Source organism: Rhizobium bangladeshense (assembly GCF_001662075.1).
Taxonomy (GTDB): domain Bacteria; phylum Pseudomonadota; class Alphaproteobacteria; order Rhizobiales; family Rhizobiaceae; genus Rhizobium; species Rhizobium bangladeshense_B.
Genome location: NZ_LYPL01000016.1, coordinates 77,165 through 101,728, shown reverse-complemented (window position 1 = coordinate 101,728; position 24,564 = coordinate 77,165). Strand labels below are relative to the sequence as shown.

The 24,564-nt window shown below is 61.7% G+C and carries 23 protein-coding genes and 1 pseudogene; 15 read left to right on the top strand and 9 right to left on the bottom strand.

Features of this window, described 5'->3' with window-relative positions; all coding sequences use genetic code 11:
• Positions 1–43: 43 nt before the first annotated feature.
• On the top strand, positions 44–334 hold the full coding sequence (locus tag A7X77_RS26030) for a DUF3175 domain-containing protein (protein ID WP_064685727.1): 291 nt from the start codon (positions 44–46) through the stop codon (positions 332–334).
• A 6-nt stretch (positions 335–340) separates the two neighbouring features.
• Entirely contained in the window at positions 341–1,066 is a 726-nt protein-coding gene (locus tag A7X77_RS26025; RefSeq protein ID WP_064685726.1) for a glutathione S-transferase, read from the top strand.
• A gap of 9 nt (positions 1,067–1,075) precedes the next feature.
• On the opposite strand, the gene ligD is transcribed toward A7X77_RS26025, so the two are convergent.
• The 6 genes from ligD to A7X77_RS25995 form a co-directional block, all read right to left on the bottom strand.
• Positions 1,076–1,954, bottom strand: coding sequence for a non-homologous end-joining DNA ligase (ligD, locus tag A7X77_RS26020; RefSeq protein ID WP_064685725.1), 879 nt, complete (start codon positions 1,952–1,954; stop codon positions 1,076–1,078).
• Positions 1,951–2,958 carry a DNA topoisomerase IB gene (locus A7X77_RS26015; protein ID WP_064685724.1) on the bottom strand — a complete coding sequence of 336 codons (1,008 nt, stop codon included), beginning with the start codon at positions 2,956–2,958 and terminating at the stop codon, positions 1,951–1,953. The genes ligD and A7X77_RS26015 overlap by 4 nt, the downstream gene beginning before the upstream one ends.
• 15 nt (positions 2,959–2,973) lie before the next feature.
• A complete protein-coding gene (glgX, locus tag A7X77_RS26010) occupies positions 2,974–5,130 on the bottom strand; it encodes a glycogen debranching protein GlgX (protein ID WP_064685723.1) in 2,157 nt (718 codons plus the stop codon).
• A gap of 99 nt (positions 5,131–5,229) precedes the next feature.
• The gene (locus A7X77_RS26005; protein WP_064685722.1) at positions 5,230–6,024 is read right to left on the bottom strand and encodes an SDR family NAD(P)-dependent oxidoreductase; all 795 of its coding nucleotides are present in this window, start codon (positions 6,022–6,024) and stop codon (positions 5,230–5,232) included.
• Positions 6,025–6,310: 286 nt separating this feature from the next.
• Positions 6,311–7,528 (bottom strand): MFS transporter, encoded by a 1,218-nt coding sequence (locus tag A7X77_RS26000; RefSeq protein WP_064685788.1) that lies wholly within the window; start codon positions 7,526–7,528, stop codon positions 6,311–6,313.
• Between the two features lie 126 nt (positions 7,529–7,654).
• Complete coding sequence (locus tag A7X77_RS25995; protein WP_064685721.1) at positions 7,655–8,137, bottom strand: GNAT family N-acetyltransferase; 483 nt, start codon at positions 8,135–8,137, stop codon at positions 7,655–7,657.
• A gap of 272 nt (positions 8,138–8,409) precedes the next feature.
• On the opposite strand from A7X77_RS25995, the gene A7X77_RS25990 reads away from it, so the two are divergent.
• Complete coding sequence (locus A7X77_RS25990; RefSeq protein WP_064685720.1) at positions 8,410–9,345, top strand: transglutaminase domain-containing protein; 936 nt, start codon at positions 8,410–8,412, stop codon at positions 9,343–9,345.
• A gap of 112 nt (positions 9,346–9,457) precedes the next feature.
• On the opposite strand, the gene pcaF is transcribed toward A7X77_RS25990, so the two are convergent.
• Genes pcaF through A7X77_RS25975 form a run of 3 tightly spaced genes read right to left on the bottom strand, consistent with a single transcriptional unit; the run spans position 9,458 to position 12,081 of the window.
• Positions 9,458–10,663: a 3-oxoadipyl-CoA thiolase gene (gene pcaF, locus A7X77_RS25985; protein WP_064685719.1), complete on the bottom strand. Its 1,206-nt coding sequence runs from the start codon at positions 10,661–10,663 to the stop codon at positions 9,458–9,460.
• 9 nt (positions 10,664–10,672) lie between these two features.
• Positions 10,673–11,377 carry a CoA transferase subunit B gene (locus tag A7X77_RS25980; protein ID WP_064685718.1) on the bottom strand — a complete coding sequence of 235 codons (705 nt, stop codon included), beginning with the start codon at positions 11,375–11,377 and terminating at the stop codon, positions 10,673–10,675.
• A complete protein-coding gene (locus A7X77_RS25975; protein WP_064685717.1) occupies positions 11,374–12,081 on the bottom strand; it encodes a 3-oxoacid CoA-transferase subunit A in 708 nt (235 codons plus the stop codon). Before A7X77_RS25975 ends, A7X77_RS25980 begins: the two co-directional genes overlap by 4 nt.
• A 129-nt stretch (positions 12,082–12,210) precedes the next feature.
• Here A7X77_RS25975 and A7X77_RS25970 point away from each other — a divergent pair, with 129 nt between their 5' ends.
• The 12 genes and pseudogenes from A7X77_RS25970 to A7X77_RS25915 all read left to right on the top strand — a co-directional run bounded on the left by A7X77_RS25970 (position 12,211) and on the right by A7X77_RS25915 (position 24,563).
• Positions 12,211–12,969: an IclR family transcriptional regulator domain-containing protein gene (locus tag A7X77_RS25970; protein ID WP_064685716.1), complete on the top strand. Its 759-nt coding sequence runs from the start codon at positions 12,211–12,213 to the stop codon at positions 12,967–12,969.
• Positions 12,970–13,154: 185 nt separating this feature from the next.
• The gene (locus A7X77_RS25965) at positions 13,155–13,403 is read left to right on the top strand and encodes a FitA-like ribbon-helix-helix domain-containing protein (RefSeq protein ID WP_064685715.1); all 249 of its coding nucleotides are present in this window, start codon (positions 13,155–13,157) and stop codon (positions 13,401–13,403) included.
• A pseudogene (locus A7X77_RS25960) lies at positions 13,400–13,823 on the top strand (type II toxin-antitoxin system VapC family toxin). Before A7X77_RS25965 ends, A7X77_RS25960 begins: the two are co-directional and overlap by 4 nt.
• A gap of 116 nt (positions 13,824–13,939) precedes the next feature.
• On the top strand, positions 13,940–14,863 hold the full coding sequence (locus tag A7X77_RS25955; protein WP_064685714.1) for an ArsR/SmtB family transcription factor: 924 nt from the start codon (positions 13,940–13,942) through the stop codon (positions 14,861–14,863).
• A gap of 211 nt (positions 14,864–15,074) precedes the next feature.
• Positions 15,075–16,583 (top strand): alpha-N-arabinofuranosidase, encoded by a 1,509-nt coding sequence (locus tag A7X77_RS25950; protein ID WP_064685713.1) that lies wholly within the window; start codon positions 15,075–15,077, stop codon positions 16,581–16,583.
• A 183-nt stretch (positions 16,584–16,766) separates the two neighbouring features.
• Positions 16,767–18,671 carry an ABC transporter substrate-binding protein gene (locus A7X77_RS25945; RefSeq protein WP_064685712.1) on the top strand — a complete coding sequence of 635 codons (1,905 nt, stop codon included), beginning with the start codon at positions 16,767–16,769 and terminating at the stop codon, positions 18,669–18,671.
• A gap of 110 nt (positions 18,672–18,781) precedes the next feature.
• Positions 18,782–19,786, top strand: a complete 1,005-nt coding sequence (locus A7X77_RS25940) for an ABC transporter permease (protein WP_064685711.1) — start codon at positions 18,782–18,784, stop codon at positions 19,784–19,786.
• A gap of 3 nt (positions 19,787–19,789) precedes the next feature.
• On the top strand, positions 19,790–20,647 hold the full coding sequence (locus A7X77_RS25935) for an ABC transporter permease (RefSeq protein ID WP_064685710.1): 858 nt from the start codon (positions 19,790–19,792) through the stop codon (positions 20,645–20,647).
• Position 20,648: 1 nt separating this feature from the next.
• Complete coding sequence (locus tag A7X77_RS25930) at positions 20,649–21,638, top strand: ABC transporter ATP-binding protein (protein ID WP_064685709.1); 990 nt, start codon at positions 20,649–20,651, stop codon at positions 21,636–21,638.
• 47 nt (positions 21,639–21,685) lie between these two features.
• Entirely contained in the window at positions 21,686–22,444 is a 759-nt protein-coding gene (locus A7X77_RS25925; protein WP_064685787.1) for an ABC transporter ATP-binding protein, read from the top strand.
• 224 nt (positions 22,445–22,668) lie between these two features.
• On the top strand, positions 22,669–23,076 hold the full coding sequence (locus tag A7X77_RS25920; protein WP_064685708.1) for a very short patch repair endonuclease: 408 nt from the start codon (positions 22,669–22,671) through the stop codon (positions 23,074–23,076).
• The gene (locus A7X77_RS25915; RefSeq protein WP_064685707.1) at positions 23,073–24,563 is read left to right on the top strand and encodes a DNA cytosine methyltransferase; all 1,491 of its coding nucleotides are present in this window, start codon (positions 23,073–23,075) and stop codon (positions 24,561–24,563) included. The genes A7X77_RS25920 and A7X77_RS25915 overlap by 4 nt, the downstream gene beginning before the upstream one ends.
• Position 24,564: the final 1 nt, after the last annotated feature.

Sequence of the window (24,564 nt, the reverse complement as noted above, 5' to 3'; positions counted from 1 at the left end):
ACGGCGGCGGCCTGCCCGCCCGTATCCGCCAGAGGATTTCAACATGGCCAAATCGAAGAAGAAATGGTCGCAGGATGTCACCGAACACAGCGACGCAATGGACCTGAAGGAAGGCGTGTTCAAATCCGACGACCCTAAGAAGATTGCCCGCTCGGTCAAGCATTCGGCCGAGGAGAGCCATCGCCGCAAGTCGAGTCCGTTTCGCGCGGCCATGTCGATGCTGACCTTTTACATCAACCGCGCCGGCGACCAATTGACGAAAAAGCGGCGGGCCACCCTTGAAGAAGCCAAGGACGAACTGCGAAAAGACTTCGGTCGTAAACCGAAGGATTGAGCTGAGATGGCCTATGAGCTTTATTATTGGGACGGCATCCAGGGGCGCGGCGAGTTCGTCCGGCTGGCACTGGAAGAGGCTGGCGCCGATTATGTCGACATTACCCGTGACCCCGGCCGCGGCACCGGCGCCATGTTCGAGATCCTGGAAAGCGAAAGCGAACCGCATATTCCCTTCGCGCCACCCTTCCTGAAGGAAGGCGATCTCATTATCCCGCATGTCGCCAACATCCTGTTTTATCTCGGTCCGAGGCTGGGGCTTGCGCCTGGGGATGAGGGCCTTCGTCATGTCGCCAACGGCCTGCAGCTTACCGTCACCGATTTCGTCGCCGAAGTGCACGACACGCATCACCCGATCGACATGGGGCGATATTACGAAGAGCAGAAGCAGGAGGCGAAGGCCCGCTCGGCGGCCTTTATCAGCCAGCGCATTCCGAAATACCTTGGTTATTTCGAGCGTGTGCTGCGGCAGAACCCTCATGGTCCCGGCCACATGGTCGGCGACGCGCTGACCTATATCGACCTTTCGCTCTTCCAGGTGATCGAAGGCCTGACCTATGCCTTTCCGAAAGCCATGGCCAAAAGCAAGGCCGATTATCCTGCTCTGCTGACCCTGCATGCTGCAGTGGCAAAACGGCCGAACATCGCTCGCTATCTGGCCTCCCCTCGCCGCCTCACCTTCAACGAGGAAGGGATTTTCAGACATTATCCCGAGCTCGACAGCACGGAATGAGCGGGCCATTCATGGCAGCGGCACGGCTGCCTCGAAGAAATCACCCCAGGGATCGCGCGGCCTGGTCTCAAGCCGTTGCGGCACATTGGCGAGAGTGAAGGCGACCGGACCGCTGAGTTCCTTCAGGTCGGACCAATCGAGCGGCATCGACACCGGCGCGCCCGGTCGGGCCCGCGTCGAATAGGGCGCGACCGCCGTGCTGCCGCGGCCGTTGCGGAGATAATCGATATAGATATGCCCACCGCGTTTTGCCCTCGTCGCGGTTGCCAGATATTTCTCCGGCGCATCGGCCGACATGCTTTCGGCGAGCGTATGGGCGAAATCCTTCACCTCGGCCCAGCCGGCCTTCGGCGCAAGCGGCGTCACCACATGCAGCCCCTTGCCGCCTGAGGTCTTGACGAAGGCGGCAAGCCCGCGGGCTTCCAGCCGCGACTTTACGTCAAGCGCGGCCAATGTCACCGCGCTCCAAGCCACGTCCTCGCCGGGATCGAGATCCATGATGATCATATCGGGTCTTTCCCAATGATCGGTCGTCGTACCCCAGGGGTGAATTTCAAGCGCCGCCGATTGCACCAGCGCGACAAGCCCGTCGAAATTGGAAATGCGCAGCAGTCTCTCGCCGTCCGCGTCCTCAGGGTCGGCGATCTCCTCGATATGGGAATTCATGCCTTTCCAGCCGTGTTTCTGGAAAAACCGCTGGTGGCTTTTAATGCCGTCCGGCAGGCGCAACAGCGCCAACGGCCGGTTGACGAGATAAGGCGCCATGAAACGCCAGACAGCGGCGTAATAATCCGCCAGCTTCTGCTTGGTCACACCCTCGTCCGGCCAGTAAAGCCGGTCGGGATGGGTCAGGGATACGTCCGATGTCGGCGGGTTTGCAGGGCTCATTCCTCGATCTCGCGTGTCAGGAAATCAAGTAGCCTGTTTTCCTCCGCCCGCAAGCCCCGCAGCGGCTCGTTGCGACCCTCGATCACAGGATGGTCATTGCCGGCGAGCGCGATGATCGCCGGATGGATGTAGCTCGAGCGTGAAATTGCCGGTGTATTGTGCAGCGCCTCAGCCGCCGCCTCCGACATTTCCTTGACCGTCGGCCGGCGGCCGGCGGCAATTCTTTCGCGCGCCATGCCGAAGGCCGCCAGCGATCCGGCCCAGGTGCGAAACGTCTTGGCGGAGATCGGAATGCCCGATATCTCGGCCAGATAGGCATTCAGCCGGCCGGAATCGACCGGCTTCAGCGCCCCGCCTTCATCCTTCCAGACGAACAGCTGGCGGCCGGGCAGATCGGCAATCTCTTCCAGGATCTTCTGCAGCCTGGGATGCTTGAGGCTGCGCTGGACACGCTTGCCGCCCTTGGCGCGGAACTTCAGCTCGATCCGCCCGTCAACGATCTTCAGGTGCCGCTTCAACAGCGTCGTTGCGCCATAGGTGCCGTTCTCCCTGACATAGGCCTGGTTGCCGACCCGCAGATGCGCCTCGTCGAGCAGCGTCGTCAAAGCCGCAAGCACGCCCTTCACATCCTCCGCACCGGTGTCGAGATGGCGCAGCACGGTGCGGCGGATCTTCGGCAACACCCGGCCGAATTCGATCAGCTGATGGAATTTTCCGGCGCTGCGGAAGGATTGCCAGTCCTTGTGATAACGGTATTGCTTGCGCCCGCGCGCATCGATGCCGGTCGCCTGGAGATGACCGTTCTCATAGAGACAAATCCAGACATTCTCATAGGCCGGCGGCAGGCCGAGCGCGCCGATGCGCGCCCGCTGCAACTCATCGGAAAGCGTCGTGCCATCAGGCATCACATAGCTGAAGCCTTTGCCTTTCCTTCGTCTGCGGATGCCCGGTTCGGTATCGCTGACATAGATGAGGCCAAGATCGGTGATGGCTTCGGCATTCATGCTGTTGACGACCTGCTATTTGCCACGACGGCCAAACTGGAACCACCGGCGGCGCTGGGCCTTGGTTGCCCCCTCCGGCGGCTGGGTCTGTCCTTTCGGCGCAAACACGGCCAGGCTCTGGGTGTAGACCATGAAGGGATTGTTCTGATCGTGCACATCGAAGGCACCGGTCTCCGCCCCGGTATCGAGAACCCGGGACCACTTTTTCAGGCCGTTGACGACAGGCAGATGAACTTCGCAGTCACCGCCGGCGTTGAAGACCAGGAAGAGGTCGTCCATTGCCTCGGTATCCGGCGCATGCGCGCTTTTCGAGAGGTAGACGCCGAGCACTTGCAGTCCGTCGTCGTTCCAGGCCCCGTCATCCATGAAACTGCCGTCCGGCTTGTACCAGGCGATCTCGATGCGCCCGTCCTCGCTGGTCTCGCCGGTCAGGAACCGCTCCTGCCTGAGGACCGGATGGGCCCTGCGGAAGGCGACGGCCTGCCGGCAGAAATCGAGGAAGGGATCATCGAGGCCATCCCAACCGGTCCAGCCGATCTCGTTGTCCTGGCAATAGGCGTTGTTGTTGCCGCCCTGGCTGTTGCCGAGTTCGTCGCCGGCCAAGATCATCGGCACGCCCTGGGAAAGCATCAGCGTCGCCATCATATTGCGCCTCCGCCGCGCCCGCGCGGCGTTAATATCGGCATTATCGGTGGCGCCCTCAGCGCCCATATTGTCGGAATGATTGTCCGAATGGCCGTCCCGGTTGTCCTCGCCGTTCGCCTCGTTGTGCTTGCCGTCGAAGGAGACGGTGTCCATCAGGGTGAAGCCGTCATGGGCCGACAGGAGATTGATCGAGGAGGTCGCCCCCCGGTCCGAATGGTTGAACTGCAGCGCCGAGCCGGTGATCCGCGCCGCCAGTTCCGACACCATGCCGCCATCGCCCTTCCAGAAACGACGCACGTCGTCGCGGAACTTGTCGTTCCACTCGCGGAAAGGGTGCGGGAAACCGCCGACCTGATATCCGCCTTCGCCGATATCCCAGGGTTCGGCGATCAGCTTCACCCCTGCCAGGATCGGATCCTGTCTTATGGCGCCGAAAAACAGGCCCTGACGGTCGAACTCCAGATCCTGCCGGCCGAGCGTGCTGGCGAGATCGAAGCGGAAACCGTCGATATGCATGACCCCGACCCAATAGCGCAGGCTGTCGAGCACCATGCGCATCACCATCGGATTGGCGACGTTCAACGTATTGCCGGTGCCAGTGGTGTCGAAGGTGTGGCGGGGATCATCGGGGGAAAGGATATAATAGCTCGCATTGTCGAGGCCGCGGAAGGACAAGGTCGGCCCCTTCTCGCTGCCTTCGGCGGTGTGGTTGTAGACCACGTCCATGATCACCTCGATGCCGGCGGCATGGAACTTCTTCACCATGGTCTTGATTTCGGTGATCTTGTCGCCGGACATGTAGCGCGATTGCGGCGCGAAGAAGCCGAGCGTCTGGTAGCCCCAGTAGTTGCGAAGGTTCTTCTCAAGGAGATAACGATCGTCGAGGAAATACTGGATCGGCAGCAGCTCGATCGCCGAGATGCCGAGCTTGACGAGATGGTCGATGATCGGATCGCTGCACATGCCGAGAAAGGTGCCGCGCAGCCGCTCCGGCACCTTCGGATGCGTCATCGTCAGGCCGCGCACATGCGCCTCGTAGATGATGGTGTCGGGCCAGGGGCGGCGGATCGCCTCTTCACCGGCCCAGTCGAAATCCGGATCCTGCACCACGCTCTTGACCGTGAAGGGCGCACTGTCGCGGTCATCGAAGGAAAGATCGTCCTCGCCGATCCGGTAGCCGAACAGCGCGTCGTCCCATTTGAGGTCGCCCGTTACCTGCTTGGCGTAGGGATCGAGCAGCAGCTTGTTCGGATTGAAGCGATGACCGGCCTGCGGGTCATAGGGCCCATGGGCGCGATAGCCGTAGACCGTGCCGGGGCCGACGCCGGCGATATAGCCCGACCAGATGTCGCCCTCGCGTTTCGGCAGCGGCAGCCGCGCGATCTCTTGCTTTCCGTCGGGGGAGAAGAGACAAAGTTCGATCTGTTCCGCATGGGCCGAGAAGACAGCGAAGTGGGTGCCAGAACCAATATATTCCGCCCCGAGTTCCGGTTTGAGGAAGTCGAGTTCCGAAAATGAAAAGCTCATGGTGCCCCGCTTGAAAATATGGCCAAGCGGGAAACGTGACGGCGGTTCGAAAGTTCCCTTGCGAGGGAAAAGGAAGAGACAACCTCCGGGGAGAATGACTTATGGCATCAGCTGACCGCCATTGACCTCGATGATCTGCCCGGTGATATAGCCTGAAAGCGTCGGCGAGGCGAGAAACAGATAGGCGCCGACGCAGTCCTCCGAGGTGCCGACGAAACCCATCGGGATCGACTTGCGCTGCAGCTCCATCTGCTCGTCATCGGTGTAACGCTCGTGGAAAGGAGTGGCGATGACGCCCGGCGCCACGGCGTTGACGCGAATCCTGTCGGCGACGAATTCCTTGGCATGGCCACGCGTGATCGTCGAGACGAAGCCCTTGGACGCCGCATAGAGGATCGCGCCATTGCCGCCGCCGTTGCGGGCGGCGATCGAGGTGGTGTTGATGATGAAGCCGCCCTGCTTTTTCAGCCAGGGATGGGCCGCCCGCGTCGCCGCCAGCACCGAGCGGGCATTGAGATCCATCACCGCGGCATAATGCGCGTCGGTATATTCCGAAGTCGGTTTGCGCCCCAGCATGCCGCCGGCATTGTTGATCAGGCCGTCGAGATGACCGAAGGTCTTCGCCGTCTCTTCGACGACCCGCTCCGTCTCGCCTTCCCGCGACACGTCGCCCTGGATCAGATGCACGGTGCCGCCGGCCGCCCGGATCTCTTCCCCAAGCTTCTCCGCCGGCTCGCGGCTGGCATTGTAATGCACGCCGACCTTGGCGCTTTGCGCCGCAAAGGCGCGGGCGACTGCGGCGCCGATCCCGGTCGAGGCCCCGGTGATCAAAACCGCCTTGCCGGCGAGATCCGGCAGTCTGATGGATGCGAGCAATTGAGCAAGTTCTGCCATGGCCAAGAAGCCTCCCGAAAAACCAAGGACATAGGTGATGAAACAGATGGGGGGAGTCTATCAGGCGAAGTCTCAAAAGAGCAATGCACAAAGGCGAGAACTGCATGAGTGGGGGTGTCACGGCTTGCCGTCCCGCCATTCAAGACCCCTCCCCAACAAGGGGGAGGGGCTAACTTGGCGCACTGCATGGTGCCGAGCAGCACCTTTCTGCAGATGAAACGGTGAAAGGGAAGACGTTGGCGCGGCACGGTAGCCCCTCCCCCTTGTGGGGAGGGGTCTTTCTTTGTCACGAAGACACGCCCAAGATCGCCTCCTGCTCCCGGCGGACAAGCGGCGGAAATGCCAGCGCGATTGCCGCCGCCCCGAGACCCACCATCGCCGAGCCGATGAACAGCCAGGAATAATTGGCGAAGGTATCGAAGATCCAGCCGCCGATCAGGGGACCGAAGGCCATGCCGAGGCTGGAGAGCATCGTCGCCGCGCCCAAAACGGTGCCGATGATGCGCTGGCCGAAATATTCCCGCGCCAGCACCGCATAGAGCGGCATCACGCCGCCATAGGCGCTGCCGAAGACAATGGCGAGCGCATAGAACTGGGTCAACTCGCTGACCAAGAGGTAGGTCGCCAGCGCCGCGGCCTGTACCGCGAGGCCGGCGATCAGCACCGGCTTAACGCCGATCCGGTCGGCAAGGCTGCCATAGAGCAGCCGGCCGCCGAGACCGGCCAGGCCCTCGACGCTGTAGATGCTGACGGCAGCCATCGGGGCGACGCCGCAGATCGTCGCATAATTCACCATGTGGAAGATCGGCCCGGAATGGGCCGCACAACAGGCAAAGAAGGTCAGGCCGAGCACGATGAATTGCGGCGAGCGGAAGACCTTCGACAGCTGAGGCCGGGCACTCTCCGTGGCGAACTCGGTGCCGGCATCGGCGGTTTCAGCAGGCGGGCGCTGCCTGACCAGCAGGGCGGCCGGCACCAGCAGCACCCAGGTTGCAATGCCGATGATCAGCATCGCGGGCCGCCATTCATAGGCCGAAATCAGCCAGCGCGCGAAAGGCGAGATCGTCATCGGCGCCACGCCCATGCCGGCGGAGACGAGCGACACGGCCAGCCCGCGATTGACGTCGAACCAGGCGGTCGTCGCCGCGATCATAGGCGCGAAGAAGGCACTGGCGGCCAATCCGACCAGGAGTCCGTAGGTCAGCTGGAATTCTATGAGCGTCTCGGCGCGGCTCGCGAGCACCAGCGCCAGGCCGAACAGCGCGGATCCGATCATCACCACGATGCGCGGCCCGAAGCGGTCGCTGGCCGCGCCCCAGAGGAAACCGCCGAAGCCCATGACGATGAAATTCAGCGTCATCGCGCTGGCAATGCCGACATGCGACCAGCCGGTCGCGCTCGCGATAGGCTCCTGGAAAATCGCCAGCGAGAACATCGCGCCGATTGCCACGCAAGACATCAAAGCGCCGACGGCGACGATGACCCAACGATAGGGAACGCTCATGCTTCCAACCTCCATGCCGACAGTGATCGCGACGATGCGGCCGGCTTGCCGCATCTCGCCTACGATCAATGACGTTTGGAGCGCTGCGAATTCGACACCGCCCTCACATCTTTTTTCCGTACAATCCTACAGGGTGCGGAACATCACCAAGGCGTCGACATAACCGTCGGTGGGATGGAGGAAGACGCCGGGAAGCCGGCCGACGATCTCGAAACCGAGAGATTGCCACAGCTCGACGGCGCGGCGATTGCTGCTGACGACGAAATTGAACTGCATGGCCCGGAAGCCCCTTTCGCGGGCATGCTCCAGCGAATGCTCATGCATGCGGCGGGCGACGCCACGGCCGGCCGCCGCAGCGTCGGTCATATAGCCGCAATTGCAGACATGGCGACCGCCGCCCGCCTGATTGGCCTTGATATAATAGGTGCCGAGGATGGCGCCGCCCTCTTCGGCGACGAAGGTCTCCCGGTCCGGACCCATCCAGTAAGCGAGCGCATCGGCTTCCGAGAGATCGCGGTCGAGCGCATAGGTCTCGCCGGCGCGGATGGTCGGGCCGATGATCCGCCAGATGGCGCTTCGGTCGTCGTTTTCTGCGGGTCGGATCAGCATGCCCGGTTTCTACCGAAACCTGACATGACGCGCAACGGCTCGAGCGCTCTCAAACCTTTTCGAACGCGATCGCGACCCTCTGCGTGGCGACAATACATAGATCGACAGCGAATATCGCCGCCAGTCTCACTAGCTACAGCGCCGGTGGCCAGCGGCGCGGGCGGATATGCCGAGCGGCAGGCTGAGAAAGCAACTCCGCAACTAGGATCAAGCGACATATCGAATTCGATGGCAAACGCAGGAGAACAGTCAATGAACCGCAGGAGATTGTCATGAACGCCACGATCCCTTCCGCCATTTTGCGGGCACAGGCCGCTCAACGATACAGGCTCGAACATTATGCGAAGCAATCTCCCTTTAGCGCTCCCGGCCGCCATTCCGCGCGCTTCGATGTATTGCCGTCCGATCCGGCGGGGGTCGCCCGCACGGTGCAGACTTTGCTGATCTACGAGCACGCGGCAAAGCCATTCTACGGCTACAAGATTCCCGAGGCGCGCCGCGCCGAGAGCCATATCCGACCGATGGAGAATATCCTTGATGCGATGCTGGCGCTCGACGATCGTCCGCTCTCTATCGCCCGTTCGCCCGAGAAACGTCTGGTCGGCATCTGCCGCCACTTCATGTTGCTTTCCATCGCAATCCTTCGCCATCACGGCGTTCCCGCCCGAGGCCGAGGTGGCTTCGGCGGCTACTTCAATCCAGGTAAATTCGAAGATCATTGGGTCTGCGAGTACTGGAAAGCGGATGATGGGCGCTGGGCGCTGCTGGACAGTCAGTTGGACGAAGTCTTCATCCGCAATCTCGGAATCGGCTTCGACATCCATGACGTTCCGCACTACCAGTTCTTGACCGCCTCCGACGCCTGGCGCAGATGCCGCAGCGGAGAACTCGATCCGAACCTGTTCGGCATCGAGTTCGCGCAGCTTCGTGGTCTCTGGTTCATAGCCGGCAACTTGATCCGCGACCTCGCCACCCTCAACAGCCGCGAAGTCCTGCCATGGGACACATGGGGAGCACAACCCGCGCCGAATGCAATGCTTTCAGAGGAGGAACTCGATCTGTTTGACGAGATCGCATTGCTCACGGCCGATCCGGATGCAAATTTCGATGCGATAAACCGTCGTTTTGCTGAGGATGCGAAATTGCGCCTGCCCAAAAGTGTGTTCAACGCATTACGCCAGCGTCAAGAAAAAATGTTCGAGGGCTGAGGCGCTGCGATGCGTCCCTGTTCCTAAGAGGCTATCTTTATCGCTGCCTCTTTCGTCCTAGCACCTTTGGAAATTTGGCGCCCTCCGGGACCAACATTTGGTTTTGCTTCCATCAAACCCTCTGCAAAGCTACGGCGATCCCCTGCCCGACGCCGATGCACATTGTCGACAGCGAATATTTTCCGCCGGTTTCCAGAAGCTCCAACGCCGCCGTGCCGGTGATCCGGGCGCCTGACATGCCAAGCGGATGACCGAGCGCGATCGCGCCGCCATTGCGGTTCACCCGCGGATCGTCATCGGCAATGCCGAGCGCGCGCAGCACGGCCAGCCCCTGGCTGGCAAAGGCTTCGTTGAGTTCGATCACGTCGAACTGTTCCTGGGTCATGCCGAGCCGGGCCATCAGTTTGCGCGAGGCGGGGATCGGTCCGACGCCCATCACCCGCGGCGGGACGGCGGCGGAGGCGCCGCCGAGGATGCGGGCGATCGGCCTCAGGCCGTATTTCCGCGCCGCCGCTTCCGAAGCGACGATCAGCGCCGCCGCGCCGTCATTGACGCCGGAGGCATTGCCCGCCGTCACCGTGCCGCCCTCCTTCTTGAAAGGGGTCGCCAGTTTCGCCAAGGCCTCGATCGTCGTCGCACGCGGATGTTCGTCTCTGTCGACGATGACGGGATCGCCCTTGCGCTGCGGGATGGTCACTGGCGTAATCTCCTTCGCCAGTCGTCCGCTCGCCTGGGCGGCAGCGGCCTTTGCCTGGCTGCGCACCGCAAAGGCATCCTGGTCCTCGCGGCTGACATGATAATCCTCGGCGACATTCTCGCCGGTCTCCGGCATGGAATCGACGCCATATTGTTTCTTCATCACCGGGTTGACGAAGCGCCAGCCGATCGTCGTGTCGTGGATCTCGGCCGCCCGCGAAAAGGCCGCCTCGACCTTCGGCATGACGAAGGGCGCGCGTGACATGCTCTCGACGCCGCCTGCGATCATCAGCTCGGCCTCGCCGGCGCGGATGGCGCGTGCGGCCGTGATCACCGCATCCATGCCGGAACCGCACAGCCGGTTGATGGTCGTGCCGGGGACAGCAATCGGCAGGCCGGCGAGCAGCGCCGACATGCGCGCGACGTTGCGGTTGTCCTCGCCCGCCTGGTTGGCGCAGCCGAAGATCACGTCGTCGACGGCCTCCCAATCGACGCCGCCGTTGCGGTCCATCAGCGCCTTCAGCGGGACGGCGCCGAGATCGTCGGCGCGCACCCCTGAGAGCGAGCCGGCGAAGCGGCCGATCGGCGTCCTGATATAGTCGCAGATAAAGGCTTCGGTCATGGTCTTTCCTCAGAGTTCCGGAACGACGAGGTCGGCAACCGGCCCGTCGACATGCAGCCGCGCGCCTGTTATCGCCTGCAATTCCTCCTCAGACATCGCAGCCAGCTTTTCGCGCAGGACGAAGCGCCCGTCGACGATGTCGATGACGGCGTGGCTGGTATAGACGCGGGTGATGCAGGCGACGCCGGTCAGCGGGAAGGTGCATTTTTCCACCAGCTTCGGCTCGCCCGTCTTGGTGACGTGCTCGGTGATGACGCAGACCTGCTTGGCGCCGTGCACGAGATCCATGGCGCCGCCGACGGCCGGCACGCCCTTGCTGCCGACCCGCCAATTGGCGAGATCCCCATTCTGCGCAACTTGATAGGCGCCGAGGATCGCGACATCGAGATGGCCGCCGCGCACCATGGCGAAGCTGTCGGCATGGTGGAAGAAGGCCGCGCCCGGCTTCAGCGTCACCGCCTTCTTGCCGGCATTGATCAGGTCCCAGTCCTCCTCGCCCTCAGGCGGCGGCTCGCCGAAATTCAGGATGCCGTTTTCCGTGTGGAAGATCGCCTCGCGGCCGGGCGGCTGATAACGGGCGACCATCTCGGGAAAGCCGATGCCGAGATTCACATAGGCGCCGTCGGCGATATCCTGGGCGGCGCGCCAGGCGATCTGCGCATTGGAGAGCTTGATGTCTTCCCGGGTATTGATGGGACGGGTATCGACGGTCATACGTAGGCCACTCCGGCTCGGATGAGCTCTTCTTCCTGCTGCGGATGGGGAACGGCGACGACACGGTCGACGAAGATGCCGGGGGTCACCACATGTTCGGGATCGATGCCGCCGGCCGGCACGATCGATGAGACCTGGACGATGGTCTTTGCCGCCGCCATGCACATCAGCGGATTGAAGTTGCGGCCGGCCTTGTTGTAGGTGAGGTTGCCATGCGTGTCGCCGACGGCCGCCTTGACGATGGCGAAATCGGCCTTCAGCCAGCGCTCCTGCACATAATGGCGGCCGTCGAATTCGGCGATGGCCTTGCCCTCGGCGAGCTCGGTGCCGTAGGACGTCGGCGTGTAGAAGGCCGGGATGCCGGCGCCGCCGGCGCGGATGCGTTCGGCAAGCGTTCCCTGCGGCACCAGTTCCAGCTCGATCTCGCCGGCCAGATATTTTTCGGTGAAGGCGCGCGGATCCGACGAGCGCGGGAACGAGCAGATCATTTTCCGGACCAGGCCGGCGTCAATCATTGCAGCGATGCCGATCCGGCCGTTGCCGGCATTGTTGTTGATGACAGTCAAGTTTTTGGGAGCCTTGTCGATCAAGGCATGGATGAGTTCGATCGGCGCGCCGGAGCCGCCGAAACCACCGATCATGACGGTCGCACCGTCGCCGATCTCGGAGACGGCCTCTGCCGTGCTCGCGACTGTCTTGTCCATTGGGATCTCCTCAGCCCGTTCTGGCTATCAGGGATAAAACGTGGCCGCCGCCGGGGCAAGGATTTTGTGCGATATTTGACATTTGTTCGTATATCGCACACAATGAAGCAGACCGAGTGGAGACTCAACATGCGCGAAACCGATTTCGTCAGCGGCTTTGCCCGCGGCCTGAAAGTCATCGAGGCCTTCGGCGAGACGCGGCAGCGGCTGTCGATCGCCGAGGCCTCGAAGCTGACCGAGCTCGACCGCGCCACGGTTCGCCGTTCGCTGCTGACGCTCGCCGAGCTCGGTTATGCCGATTATGACGGCAAGTTCTTCACGCTGACCCCGAAGATCCTCAGGCTCGGCCATGCCTATCTCGCCGCCACCCCGCTGCCGGCGCTCTTGCAGCCGCATCTCGACCACCTCTCGGAAAGAGCCGGCCAGAGCGCCTCGGCCTCGGTGCTCGACGGCACCGACATCGTCTACGTCGCCCGGGCCTCGCAGCGACGGGTCATGTCGATCAATCTCACCCCGGGCAGCCGCCTGCCGGCCTACTGCGCCTCGATGGGCCGCGTGCTGCTCGCAGCCCTTCCCGAAAGCGAGGCCCGCGCCATCCTTGCCCGCAGCGAGCTGAGGCAAAACACTGCGAATACCAAGACCGATCCCGAGGAACTCATTGCCGAATTCCGGCGCGTGCGCGCCGACGGTTACGCCGTCATCGACCAGGAGCTGGAGATCGGCCTCTGCTCGATCGCCGTGCCTGTTGAAAACGACCGCGGCGTAACGGTCGCGGCGATCAATATCGGCGCGCCGGCCGCCCTCGTCCCGGCCGCCGAGATGAAGGCGCGCTATCTGCCGTTGCTGAAGGAAACGCAGGCCGCATTGCGGCCGCTCCTGCACCGTTGACGGCAGGCTTAAAGCGAGCGGCCCCGTTTTCCGGAGCGCTGACAGAGGCGAGTGGACATTGGCCCGGCCGGCGACTGCCCTCTCTGTGGGCCTGATAGGCTGAGCACGGAAACGCATCTGGTGACCGTTGCTTGAGAACATGCAATCAATGATTTATATGCTGTCATTGATGAATGGAGGCAATGATGGCCAGCATGACGATCCGCAATCTCGATGAGGGATTGAAGCAACGGCTGCGCCTCCGCGCCGCGACGCATGGCCGTTCAGTGGAAGACGAAGCACGCGATATTCTGCGTACGGCACTTGCGACCACCGAGCCGCTGGCGCGCAATCTCGCCGATACTATCCGCGCCCGCCTGCAATCGGTCGGCGGAATTGAGCTGGAAATTCCGCCCCGGCAGCCGATCCGGGACGCACCGGACTTTGACGCGTGATCATTCTCGATACCAACGTCATTTCGGAACTGCTCACACCCGCGCCGAATGCGGCTGTGAGCAAATGGCTGGGCGTACAACATGCATCATCGGTATTCACGACCGCGATTACCGAAGCGGAAATTCTATATGGCTTGCGCCTCCTTCCTCACGGTCGGCGCCGGAGTGATCTCGAAACGGCAATCCTTGCCAATATTCAACGAGGATATGAGCGGCCGCGTCCTGCCATTCGATCGTGACGCGGCAGACGTCTACGCCATCATTGCCACCGACTGCCGCAAGGCTGGCAGGCCGATCAGCCAGTTCGATGCACAGATCGCAGCCATCACCATCTCGCGCGGCGCTTCGCTCGCAACGCGCAACGTGTCCGATTTCGAGGGAATTGGCTTGCAAATCATCAATCCATGGGAAAACCGCTAACCTCCGTGCGTAGAATTCCAGACCTACACGGGTTATCACGATCGGCGCCGCCGTTCCCACTTGTTGTATCATGATTTATGATATACATCATTCCTCCAAGAGTTCTTGGGGGATTGATGGAACGTTCGTTTTTAACGATCGCCGCCGGCGAAAATAGCGAGGCGATACGGGCGCTTTCGGCGCCGGCGCGGATCGAGATTCTGAAGCTCCTCTGCGCCAAGGGACCGCTCAACATCAACGATATTGCGCAGGCGCTGTCCCTCCCCCAGTCCACCGTCGCGACCGGAATCCAGATCCTCGAGGATGCCGGGCTGGTCGATTCCCGGCTGGCGAAGGCGCGCAAGGGCAACCAGAAGATCTGCTCGGCCGTCTATAGCGAGATCCTGATCAGCTTCGAGGAAAGTGCGGCGCAGCGGGCGAACAATATCATCGAGGTCGAGATGCCGGTGGGGCTCTATACGAGCTGCGACGTGCATGCGCCCTGCGGCCTCTGCTCGAGCGAGAGCGTCATCGGGCCGCTTGATGTGCCGGATTATTTCCTCGATCCGCAGCGCATGCAGGCGGGGCTCGTCTGGTTCGGGCGGGGTTATGTCGAATATAAATTTCCCAACAATGCCAAGGTGTTGAACAAGGATATCCGGGCCATCGAATTTTCGCTGGAGCTGTCGTCGGAGGTGCCCGGCACCAATCCCGACTGGCCTTCCGACATCACGCTCTGGGTCAATGGCATGGCGATCGGTACCTGGACGTCGCCCGGTGATTACGGCGACAAACGCGGCGCCTTCACGCCGGCCTGGTGGAAGCTCGAGGGGTCACAATACGGGATGATGAAGACCTGGCGGATCTCGACGCGCGGCACCTTCATCGATGGTGTGGCGGCATCGAACGTGACGCTCAGCGATCTGGCACTTGGCCAGCATTCGTCAATCCGACTGCGCGTCGGCATCGCCGAGAACGCCGGCCATACCGGCGGCGTCAATATTTTCGGCCGCGGCTTCGGAAATCACGGCCGCGACATCATCATGCGGCTGCATGTGTGAATTTATTGTATCGGATATCCTGATTTAAAAATCGCATTTATTTCCAATTTCAGAAGCTGCTAAACTTAGTTAACACAATGAATTTCAATATATTTTTTGCGATCCTGTATAAGTATGATTAAATCTCTCTTTCGATTGACATCCCAACAATCCTGATATCAAGTTAGGGGCACGAAAACAAAATTCCTGATACATAAACGGGGAGGATCCGTTGAAGACGAATGTCGTTGCCCACCGCGATTTCCGCATCGCGACCATTGACGCCAGGCTCTACAGCTCGTTTCTCGAGCATCTCGGCAGAGCGATCTACGGCGGCATCTACGAGCCCGGACATCCGACAGCCGATGAAGACGGCTTCCGCCGCGACGTACTCGATCTAGTGCGCGAGCTCGACACGCCCTACTGCCGTTATCCCGGCGGCAATTTCGTCTCGGCCTATAATTGGGAAGACGGCGTCGGCCCGCGCTCAGAGCGCCCGGTGCGCCTCGACCTTGCCTGGCGCACCCGCGAGGCCAACCAGGTCGGCGTCAACGAATTCGTCGACTGGTGCAAGAAGGCCAATACCAAGCCGATGCTCGCGGTCAATCTCGGCTCGCGCGGCCTCGACGCCGCCCGCAATTTCCTCGAATATTGCAATCACCCCGGCGGCACCTACTGGTCGGACCTGCGCCGCAAGCACGGCTGGTCCAATCCGCATGACGTCAAACTCTGGTGCCTCGGCAACGAGATGGACGGCCCCTGGCAGGTCGGACACAAATCGGCCTATGAATATGGCCGGCTGGCGGACGAGACGGCGAAAGCGATGCGCGGCTTCGACAAGTCGCTCGAACTGGTCGTCTGCGGCTCCTCCAATTCCGACATGAAGACCTATCCCGATTGGGAAGCCCAAGTGCTCGAGCAATGCTATGACAGCGCCGACTACATCTCGCTGCATATGTATTTCGCCAATCGCGAGAAGAACACGCTGAATTATCTCGCCCGGGCGACGAAGCTCGACCGTTACATCACCACGATCGGCGGCGTGATCGACTACATCAAGGCGAAGAAGCGCTCGAAGAAGACGATCGGCATTTCCTTCGACGAATGGAACGTCTGGTATCATTCCAACCAGCAGGACAAGGAGATCCTGGCGCGCGACGAGTGGCCGGATGCGCCGCATCTACTCGAGGACGTCTATAATTTCGAGGACGTGCTGCAGGTCGGCGGCATCCTCAACACCTTCATCCGCCGCTCCGACCGGGTGCGCATCGCCTGCATCGCCCAGCTCGTCAACGTCATTGCCCCGATCATGACTGAGGACGGCGGGGCGGCCTGGCGCCAGACGATCTATTATCCCTTCTATTACGCCTCGCGCTATGGCCGCGGCGCGGCACTGCAGCTCGTCGTCGACGGCCCGAGCTATGACAGCGACGAGGAAAACGAGGTTCCCTATCTCGACGTCTCGGCCGTGCATTCCGAGGATGGCAGGACGCTGACCTTCTTTGCCGTCAACCGCCATCCGGACACGGCGCTCGATCTCGATGTGCGGCTGGAAGGTTTCGGCGGCACCCGGCTGATCGAACAGGTGGAGATGACCCATGGCGATCTCGAAGCCGTCAACACGGCGCGGCGGCCGGAGACGGTGGTGCCCGTGCAGGTCGAGAGCGCCAAGATCGAGGACGGACGGCTGCGGGCGGCGCTGAAGCCGCTCTCCTACAACGTCATCCGGCTGTCGGTGTGACAGCCGCCGCCGGGCGCTGATCGGCCCCGGCTAAGAAATCGGTCGCCTGCGAGGAGGCAGGCAGCCGGAGGATGGTTCGCCGAAGCTTGAGGGATCACAAGCCCGCTTCTGCGAACCGACAACCGCGACATGCCCATGCGTGCCTCAGCGGCCGCCGCATTGTCGCTTACAAGGGAGGAGTTCATGCAAAAGTGGAAGAGGTTTGCATTCGGCTTCGTGCTGGCCACAATCGGCCTGACCGCGGTGGCCGGAGCCCAAGACTACACCTCCTTGCCGCGCAAGGAGACGCTCATCGTTGAAAATCCGGAAGGGACGATCAAGAATCCCGGCTGGTTCAACATCTGGGTCAATGGCGGCGGCGGGGTCTCGACCGGCCTGCAGCAGCTGACCATGGATACGCTCTGGTATATCGACCCCGAACAGGGGCTTGGCGGCGCGGCCTGGGACAATTCGCTCGCCGCCGACAAGCCGCAATATAATGCCGACTTCACCGAAATGACCGTGAAACTGCGCAAGGGGCTCTACTGGAGCGACGGCGTGGAATTCACCGCCGACGACGTCGTCTATACCGTCAAGACGCAGATGGACCACCCCGGCATGGTCTGGAGTGCGGCCTTCACCGTACAGGTGGCAAGCGTCGAGGCGACCGATCCGCAGACTGTCGTCTTCAAGCTGAAGAAGCCGAATTCGCGTTTCCACGCGATCTTCACCGTGCGCTGGAACGGCGCCTGGATCATGCCGAAGCATGTGTTCGAGAAGGTGGAGGATCCGCTGCGTTATGATTTCGCCAATCCCGTCTCGCTCGGCGCCTACAAGCTGAAGGCCTACGACCCGCAGGGCAAATGGTATACCTGGGAGAAGCGCGACGACTGGCAGCGCACCTCGCTTGCCCGCTTCGGCGAGCCTGCCCCGAAATATGTGACCTATACCGATCCCGGCCCGCCGGATAAGCGGACGATCGCCCAGCTCGAGCACAATCTCGATATCATCCACGACAATACGCCGGAGGGCATGTTCACCCTCAAGGAGAAGTCGAAGACGATCGAGACCTGGTTCCCGGGCTTCCCCTTCGCCCACCCGGACCCAACACTGCCGGCTCTCATCTTCAACACCCAGGAGCCCCCCTTCGACAAGGCCGATGTGCGCTGGGCGCTGGCCCTCCTGATCGACATCAAGGCGGTCGACATGGCGAGCTACCGCGGTGCGGCGACGCTTTCGGCACTCGGCGTGCCGCCGACGGCGGCGACGATGAAGGACTATCAGGCGCCGATGCAGGACTGGCTGAAGAATTTCGAGATCGATACCGGCAAGAGCAAGATCAAGCCCTACGACCCGACAATCGGGCAACAGATCGCCGATATCCTGCGCAAGCAGCCGAAGTTCAAGGACCAGATCCCGACCGATCCGGAAGCGATCAGCGGTGCCTTCGGTTATGGCTGGTGGAAACCGGACCCGAAAGCCGCCGGCGAACTGCTTGAGAAGGCCGGCTTCAAGAAATCCGGCGGCAAATGGATGACCCCTGATGGTCAGCCCTTCAAGATCCGGATAACGGTGGAGGGCGACACGCGCTCGGTCTTCACCCGCGCCGGCACGCTGATCGCGCAGCAATGGGCCGCCTTCGGCATCGACGCCAAGGCCGTGCCCACCGAGAAGTTGTGGCAGGTGGCGCTGCAGCCCGGCGATTTCCAGGTGGCGATCGCCTGGAGCGTCGAAACCTGGGGCGGCGATCCCGACCTCTCCTTCTTCCTCGAAAGCTGGCACTCGCAGTTCGTGGCGAAGAAGGGTGAAAACCAGCCGCCGCGCAACTGGCAGCGCTGGTCCAATCCGGAGCTCGACAAGATCATCGAGAGCATCCGCGGCATCAGTGCCGACGATCCGAAGGGTGTCGAGCTCGGCAAGGATTATCTGAAGCTCGTCGCCCGCGAAATGCCGACGATCCCGCTGATGTCCTATAACGTCTTCACCTCGATGGATACGACCTATTGGACCGGTTATCCCACCATCAAGGACCCCTATACGGATCCGGTGCCGAACTGGGCGAACTCGAGGCTGATGATGGTCAAGCTGAAGCCGGCTCAATCGCAATAACCCTCCCAACGCCGGCGCGCGAGCCACCGCGCCGGCCCCCTCATCGACGGGCATGTGCCCCATGCTCGTCGATCCTTTCCAGAAAGGAACCAGAGAGGAACTTTCGCCTTATGACGCCCTATCTGCTCTTTGTACTGAAGCGGTTCGGTCAGTTTCTGCTCGTCGTCTTCCTCGGCGTGACGATCACCTTCTTCGTCACCCACCTGACCCCGATCGATCCGGTCGAAGAAAGCATAGGCGCAATCACCCAGATGGGTCAGTCCGATCCCAATGCGATCGAACTGATGCGACAGTCGCTGCGCGAGCTCTACGGCATGCAGGGCTCGATCTGGCAGCAATATCTGAACTTCTGGCTGCGGCTGGCGACCGGCGATCTCGGCCCCTCGCTCTCGGCCTTTCCGACCCCCGTTTCGACAATCATCCTGCGGTCGCTGCCCTGGACGATCGGGCTGATGACGGTCTCGACGCTGATCACCTTCGTGCTCGGCAATGCGCTCGGCGCGCTGGCCGGCTATTACCGCAAGGACATGCTGCTGAAGGCCGTCAGCCTCGTCTTCATCGCGCTGCTGCCCATTCCCTATTATATCCTCGCCTTCGTGCTGCTCATCGTGTTCGGCTATCTCTGGCCGGTGCTGCCGATCAACGGCGGCTATGAGATGAACGCCAATCTGGACCTCTCCTTTGCGCTCGTCCTCGATATCCTCAAACACTCGATCCTGCCCGCCCTGTCGCTGATCCTGGTCGGCGCCGGCAGCTGGCTGATCGGCATGCGGGCGCTGGTTTCCAACATCATCACCGACGACTATGTCGTCTTCGCCGAGCTCGGCGGCGTGCCGAAGGGAAAGATCCTGCGCTCCTACATCGCCCGCAACGCCATGGTGCCGCAATTCACCGGGCTTGCCATGTCGCTCGGCGCGATCTTCAACGGCACCGTCATCACCGAAATCGTCTTCGGCTATCCCGGCATCGGCAATCTGCTCATCGAAGCGGTGCATGCCGGCGACTACAGCCTGGTGCTCGGCCTCAGCGCGCTCTCGATCGTCGGCGTTGCCGCCGCCGTCTTCATCATCGACGTGCTGAGCCCGCTGATCGATCCGCGCATCAAGGTGGAATAGGCCATGTTTACCATCATCCGCGACCTTGCCCGCCAGAATATGGAATTTCTCTGCGGCCTGCTGCTCTTTGCCGTCATCGTCGGCTTCGTCATCCTGTCGTATTTCTCGCCCTATGGCGCGACCGACATCTATCTGCTGCCGCCCGATATGCCGCCCGACGGCGAATATTGGCTGGGCACGACCTCACGCGGCCAGGATGTGTTCTGGCAGCTGACGACGGCGCTGCGCAACACGCTGTTCTTCGGCATCGGCGTCGCCTTTCTCTCGCGCATCATCTCGCTGGTGGTCGGGCTGGTCGCCGGTTATGCCGGCGGCGCGGTCGACCGGGTGCTGATGGCAATCAACGACAGCGTCATGGTGATCCCGCAATTTCCGCTGCTGATCCTTTTCTATTTCGTGCTGAAGGACAACATGACCTGGGTCGTGCTGATCGTCATCATGGCCTCGCTCGGCTGGTCTTATGACGCGCGCCTCATCCGCTCGGTGGCGCTCGGCCTGAAGACCAGGCCCTTCACCACCCAGAGCGTTTATTCCGGCATGACGATGCGCAAGATCCTCGTCGAGGAGCACCTGCCCTATGTGCTGCCGATCGTCTTTGCCACGACGATGAACAACATGATCTGGTCGATCGGCATGGAGATCACGCTTTCGGTGCTCGGCTTCACCGATATCGAGACGCCGACCATGGGCATGATGATCTACTGGGCCAATGCGCATTCGGCGCTGATCTCGGGCATATGGTGGTGGGTGGCCGCCCCCGTCGCCGTCATCGTCATTCTCTTCCTGGCGCTGTTCCTGCTCTCCATGTCGATGAACGAATACAATGATCCGCGCAGCCGGCTCAACCGGATGGGAAGTTAGCATGGAGAATCTGGTCGAAATCGACAACTTGAAAGCCTATTACCGCGCCTTCCTCTATGGCGTCGATCGCGAGGTGCGCGCCGTCGACGACATCAGCCTGACGATCCGCCGCGGCGAGGTCTATGGCGTCGCCGGTGAATCGAGCAGCGGCAAGACGACGCTGATCAAGACTATTGCCGGCGCCATCCGGCCGCCGCTCCGGGTCGTTTCCGGCAGCGTCAAATTCCATTTCGGCGGCGGCACGCAGGATCTCTATGCGATGACGCCGGAGGAGCGCGTGGCGCTGCGCTGGAAGCATCTCTCCTACATCATGCAGGGCTCGATGAATGTGCTCAATCCGGTGCGCCGGATCCGCCACTCCTTCACCGATTTCGCCTTCCGCCACATGACGGTGAGCAAGAGCATCTTTTTCGAAAAGGTCGCCGCCCACCTGCAGAGGCTGAAGCTCGATCCGCAGCTGCTCGACGCCTATCCGCACGAACTCTCCGGCGGCATGCGCCAGCGCATGACCATTGCGCTCGCCACCATCCTGACGCCGGAATTCATCATCGCCGACGAGCCGACGACGGCGCTCGACGTCATCGTGCAGCGCGACGTGCTGTCGATGATCCGCGACATCCAGCGCGAGATGGGCTCGTCCTTCCTGTTCGTCACCCACGACATGGGCGTGCATGCGACGGTCTCCGACCGCATCGGCATCGTCTATGCCGGCCGGCTGGTCGAGGAGGCGCCGACCGCCAAGCTCTTCAGCGCGCCGCTCCATCCCTATACCCAGCACCTCGTCGGCAGCCTGCCGAAGATCGGCGACCCCACCACCCGGCCCTCGCTGGAGGGGCGGCCGCCGAACCTTGCCATGCCGCCGGAGGGCTGCCGCTTTCACCCGCGCTGCCCGAAGCGCATGGAGATCTGCTCACAGAAGGTTCCGCCCATGGTCACCGTCGCGCCGGAGCGGCGGGTGGCGTGTTTTGCGGTTACGGGGGATCAGGTTTGACTCTGCTTAGCCTCTCGCATGTGACGAAAATCTACCGCCAGGGCGGCATGCTCGGCCGGCGGCTGATCACCGCCGTCAAGGATGTCAGCTTCGAAATCGGCGACGAGCCGGAGATCCTCTCGATCGTCGGCGAATCCGGCTCGGGCAAATCGACGGTGGCGGCGATGATCCTCGGCCAGGCCGAGCCTACCGAAGGCGAGCTGCAATTTGCCGGCAAAACCGTCGCGATCCACAGCCGGGCCGAACGCAAGGCCTTCATGAAGGAGGTGCAGCCGGTGCTGCAGAACCCCTTCGAAGCCTTCAACCCGCTGAAGCGGGTGGACCGCTACCTCTTCGAGACCGCCCGCAACTTCTCCGCCTCCGGCAGGCGGCCGGACCGACGGGAGGTGGAGAAGATGGCCGATACCGCCCTCCACCACGTCGGCCTGACGCTGGAAGAGGTGAAGGGCCGCTTTCCCCACGAACTCTCCGGCGGCCAGCTGCAGCGCGTCGCCATCGCCCGCGCGCTGATCCCTGAGCCCCGCCTGCTGGTGGCCGACGAACCGGTCTCGATGGTCGACGCCTCGCTGCGCATGGCAATCGTCAACCTCTTCGGCCGGCTGAAAAACGAGCTGGGTCTCTCGATCATCTACATCACCCATGATCTGGCGACGGCTTATTATGTCAGCGACAATATCATCATCATGCGCAAGGGTGAGATCGTCGAGCGGGGGCGTGCGCGGGCGGTGTTGGATGATCCGCAGCATGAGTATTCAAGGGCACTGAAGGATGCGGTGCTGGCGGCGGATTTTGGGGCGGTGGGGTAGTTCGCCTGTCGCTGCCGGCTCGGATGCAATGTCTAATTTGAGGCAGATGGACCCCGCGCAAAGGAGTATTTGGCGTTCCTTGCTGACTATAGACCAGCGTTCACCGCTGGATAAGAGCGGGACCAGTGCCCGCACTTCAACTGACACACGACAAATGCGTTCGTGCTTGGCAAATTACAATGTAATATAGAGTGAATCGGCACCTGAACGCCAGTGGGGCACCCATGGATATAGTTACACGCGAACAACGCTCGCGGATGATGAGCGGAATTCGGGGGAAAAACACGGGCCCTGAACTGGCCGTGCGTAAGGCCGCCCACGCCCTTGGGTACCGCTTCCGTCTGCACCGTAAGGACCTTCCAGGCTCTCCCGATCTGGTGTTCCCAAGGAAAAATACTGTGGTTTTCGTCCACGGTTGCTACTGGCACCGCCACGAAGGCTGCCGATATTGCTATACCCCTAAATCAAACATTGAATTTTGGGCCACAAAGTTCAGGAACAATATCGCACGTGATGAACGCGTGCGGGAGGAACTTGAGCATCGTGGTTGGCGCGTCGTGACCCTTTGGGAGTGCGAGACCGCCGACGAAGACGATCTGCGCATAAGGCTCAAGGAAGTACTCAGGCCATGACGTCCAAAGAACGGCAGCTCACACGCCGAAATAAGGTAGCGAGGCTGCACTCCGGTGCCACACCGCGCGCGCTTGAAATCTGCTCAGGTTGCGGCGGTCTGTCCCTCGGCTTGAAGGCTGCCGGCTTCGAACTTACCGCCCACATCGAAATCGATCCCGAAGCTGCCGCAAGCTACGCCCTCAATTTCGGTGGCGATCACGGACCTGACAGTGAATGGGCGCGCCCACGCGACATGGAAAGCTGCTCCGCCTCTCAGCTTGTCGCAGACCTTGAACTCGGTACCGCTGCTTCAGACTCTTTCGATCTGCTGGCAGCAGGACTCCCATGCCAAGCCTTCGCACGCATCGGCCGCTCCAAGCTGCGTTCCGTTGCAGGTAAAGAAGACGCATTCCAGAAGGACCCTCGCGCTGCCCTCTATCGTCGCTTTATCCAGTACGTGGAAGACACGCAGCCACTCGTCATCCTCATCGAAAACGTCCCGGACATTCTGAATTACGGCGGTCACAACGTTCCTGAAGAAATCTGTGAAACACTCGGTCTTGCCGGGTACCGCACAGGATACACTATTCTTAATGCTGCCTACTTTGGTGTGCCGCAGATACGCGAGCGGCTGTTCATCGTGGCGATCGCCAATGAACTCGACGAAGAGCCCGCCTTCCCTGCGCCAATTCACTTCCTTGATCTCCCAAAGGGCTACGAGGGATCGCGTCGCGTGGCGCTAAAGCACGTGAAGGAAGACAGCCTTCACTTCCACCCGATCCCGGTGCCTCACAAAAAGCTCGAGGGTGCTGTCGGCGTCAAAGACGCTCTGGAGGACCTCCCACTGATCAAGGAGCACACAACCGACCCGTCTGTCATCCGCAAACGCAAGCTTCGCGACATGCTTCCCTATCGCAAGCTCGAAGGCAGCCTTTCGGCCTATGCCACTACCATGCGCACTTGGCCCGGCTTCGAGACCGAGGACGGCACAGACGGTCACCTTGTCCGCCTCACGCCCAGAGACTTCCCGATTTTCGCGGAGCTGAAGCACGGTGCCGACTATCCGCAGGCCCGCGCACTTGCCGAAAAGCTCTTCGAGGAGGAGCTGATAACGCGGCGCATGACGAAGATGCACAAGAACTCGAATGCATATCAGGAGCTCCGCGCCAGCATGGTGCCGCCCTACGATCCGGACAAGTTCCCGAACAAGTGGTGGAAGCTCGATCCGTCCAAGCCGTCGCGGACACTGACTGCTCACATGGGCAAGGATACGTATTCGCACATCCATTACGACAGCGCACAGAAGCGGACCGTCTCCGTACGTGAGGCCGCGCGCTTGCAGTCATTTCCGGATGGCTTCACCTTTGCCGGCGCGATGAACGCCGCCTTCCGCCAGATCGGGAATGCTGTCCCGCCACTCCTGGGCCTCGCAGTCGCCAAGGTGCTGAAGGGCCAGCTCGCCGGAACGTCCCGCGAAAAAGAGGCAGCTGATCGGCAGGTCGCCTGAC

Coding starts and splice junctions, on each gene's coding strand:
- A7X77_RS26030 (WP_064685727.1), top strand. CDS start 44: ATGGCCAAATCGAAGAAGAAATGGTCGCAGGATGTCACCGAACACAGC.
- A7X77_RS26025 (WP_064685726.1), top strand. CDS start 341: ATGGCCTATGAGCTTTATTATTGGGACGGCATCCAGGGGCGCGGCGAG.
- ligD (WP_064685725.1), bottom strand. CDS start 1,954: ATGAGCCCTGCAAACCCGCCGACATCGGACGTATCCCTGACCCATCCC.
- A7X77_RS26015 (WP_064685724.1), bottom strand. CDS start 2,958: ATGAATGCCGAAGCCATCACCGATCTTGGCCTCATCTATGTCAGCGAT.
- glgX (WP_064685723.1), bottom strand. CDS start 5,130: ATGAGCTTTTCATTTTCGGAACTCGACTTCCTCAAACCGGAACTCGGG.
- A7X77_RS26005 (WP_064685722.1), bottom strand. CDS start 6,024: ATGGCAGAACTTGCTCAATTGCTCGCATCCATCAGACTGCCGGATCTC.
- A7X77_RS26000 (WP_064685788.1), bottom strand. CDS start 7,528: ATGAGCGTTCCCTATCGTTGGGTCATCGTCGCCGTCGGCGCTTTGATG.
- A7X77_RS25995 (WP_064685721.1), bottom strand. CDS start 8,137: ATGCTGATCCGACCCGCAGAAAACGACGACCGAAGCGCCATCTGGCGG.
- A7X77_RS25990 (WP_064685720.1), top strand. CDS start 8,410: ATGAACGCCACGATCCCTTCCGCCATTTTGCGGGCACAGGCCGCTCAA.
- pcaF (WP_064685719.1), bottom strand. CDS start 10,663: ATGACCGAAGCCTTTATCTGCGACTATATCAGGACGCCGATCGGCCGC.
- A7X77_RS25980 (WP_064685718.1), bottom strand. CDS start 11,377: ATGACCGTCGATACCCGTCCCATCAATACCCGGGAAGACATCAAGCTC.
- A7X77_RS25975 (WP_064685717.1), bottom strand. CDS start 12,081: ATGGACAAGACAGTCGCGAGCACGGCAGAGGCCGTCTCCGAGATCGGC.
- A7X77_RS25970 (WP_064685716.1), top strand. CDS start 12,211: ATGCGCGAAACCGATTTCGTCAGCGGCTTTGCCCGCGGCCTGAAAGTC.
- A7X77_RS25965 (WP_064685715.1), top strand. CDS start 13,155: ATGGCCAGCATGACGATCCGCAATCTCGATGAGGGATTGAAGCAACGG.
- A7X77_RS25955 (WP_064685714.1), top strand. CDS start 13,940: ATGGAACGTTCGTTTTTAACGATCGCCGCCGGCGAAAATAGCGAGGCG.
- A7X77_RS25945 (WP_064685712.1), top strand. CDS start 16,767: ATGCAAAAGTGGAAGAGGTTTGCATTCGGCTTCGTGCTGGCCACAATC.
- A7X77_RS25940 (WP_064685711.1), top strand. CDS start 18,782: ATGACGCCCTATCTGCTCTTTGTACTGAAGCGGTTCGGTCAGTTTCTG.
- A7X77_RS25935 (WP_064685710.1), top strand. CDS start 19,790: ATGTTTACCATCATCCGCGACCTTGCCCGCCAGAATATGGAATTTCTC.
- A7X77_RS25930 (WP_064685709.1), top strand. CDS start 20,649: ATGGAGAATCTGGTCGAAATCGACAACTTGAAAGCCTATTACCGCGCC.
- A7X77_RS25925 (WP_064685787.1), top strand. CDS start 21,686: ATGCTCGGCCGGCGGCTGATCACCGCCGTCAAGGATGTCAGCTTCGAA.
- A7X77_RS25920 (WP_064685708.1), top strand. CDS start 22,669: ATGGATATAGTTACACGCGAACAACGCTCGCGGATGATGAGCGGAATT.
- A7X77_RS25915 (WP_064685707.1), top strand. CDS start 23,073: ATGACGTCCAAAGAACGGCAGCTCACACGCCGAAATAAGGTAGCGAGG.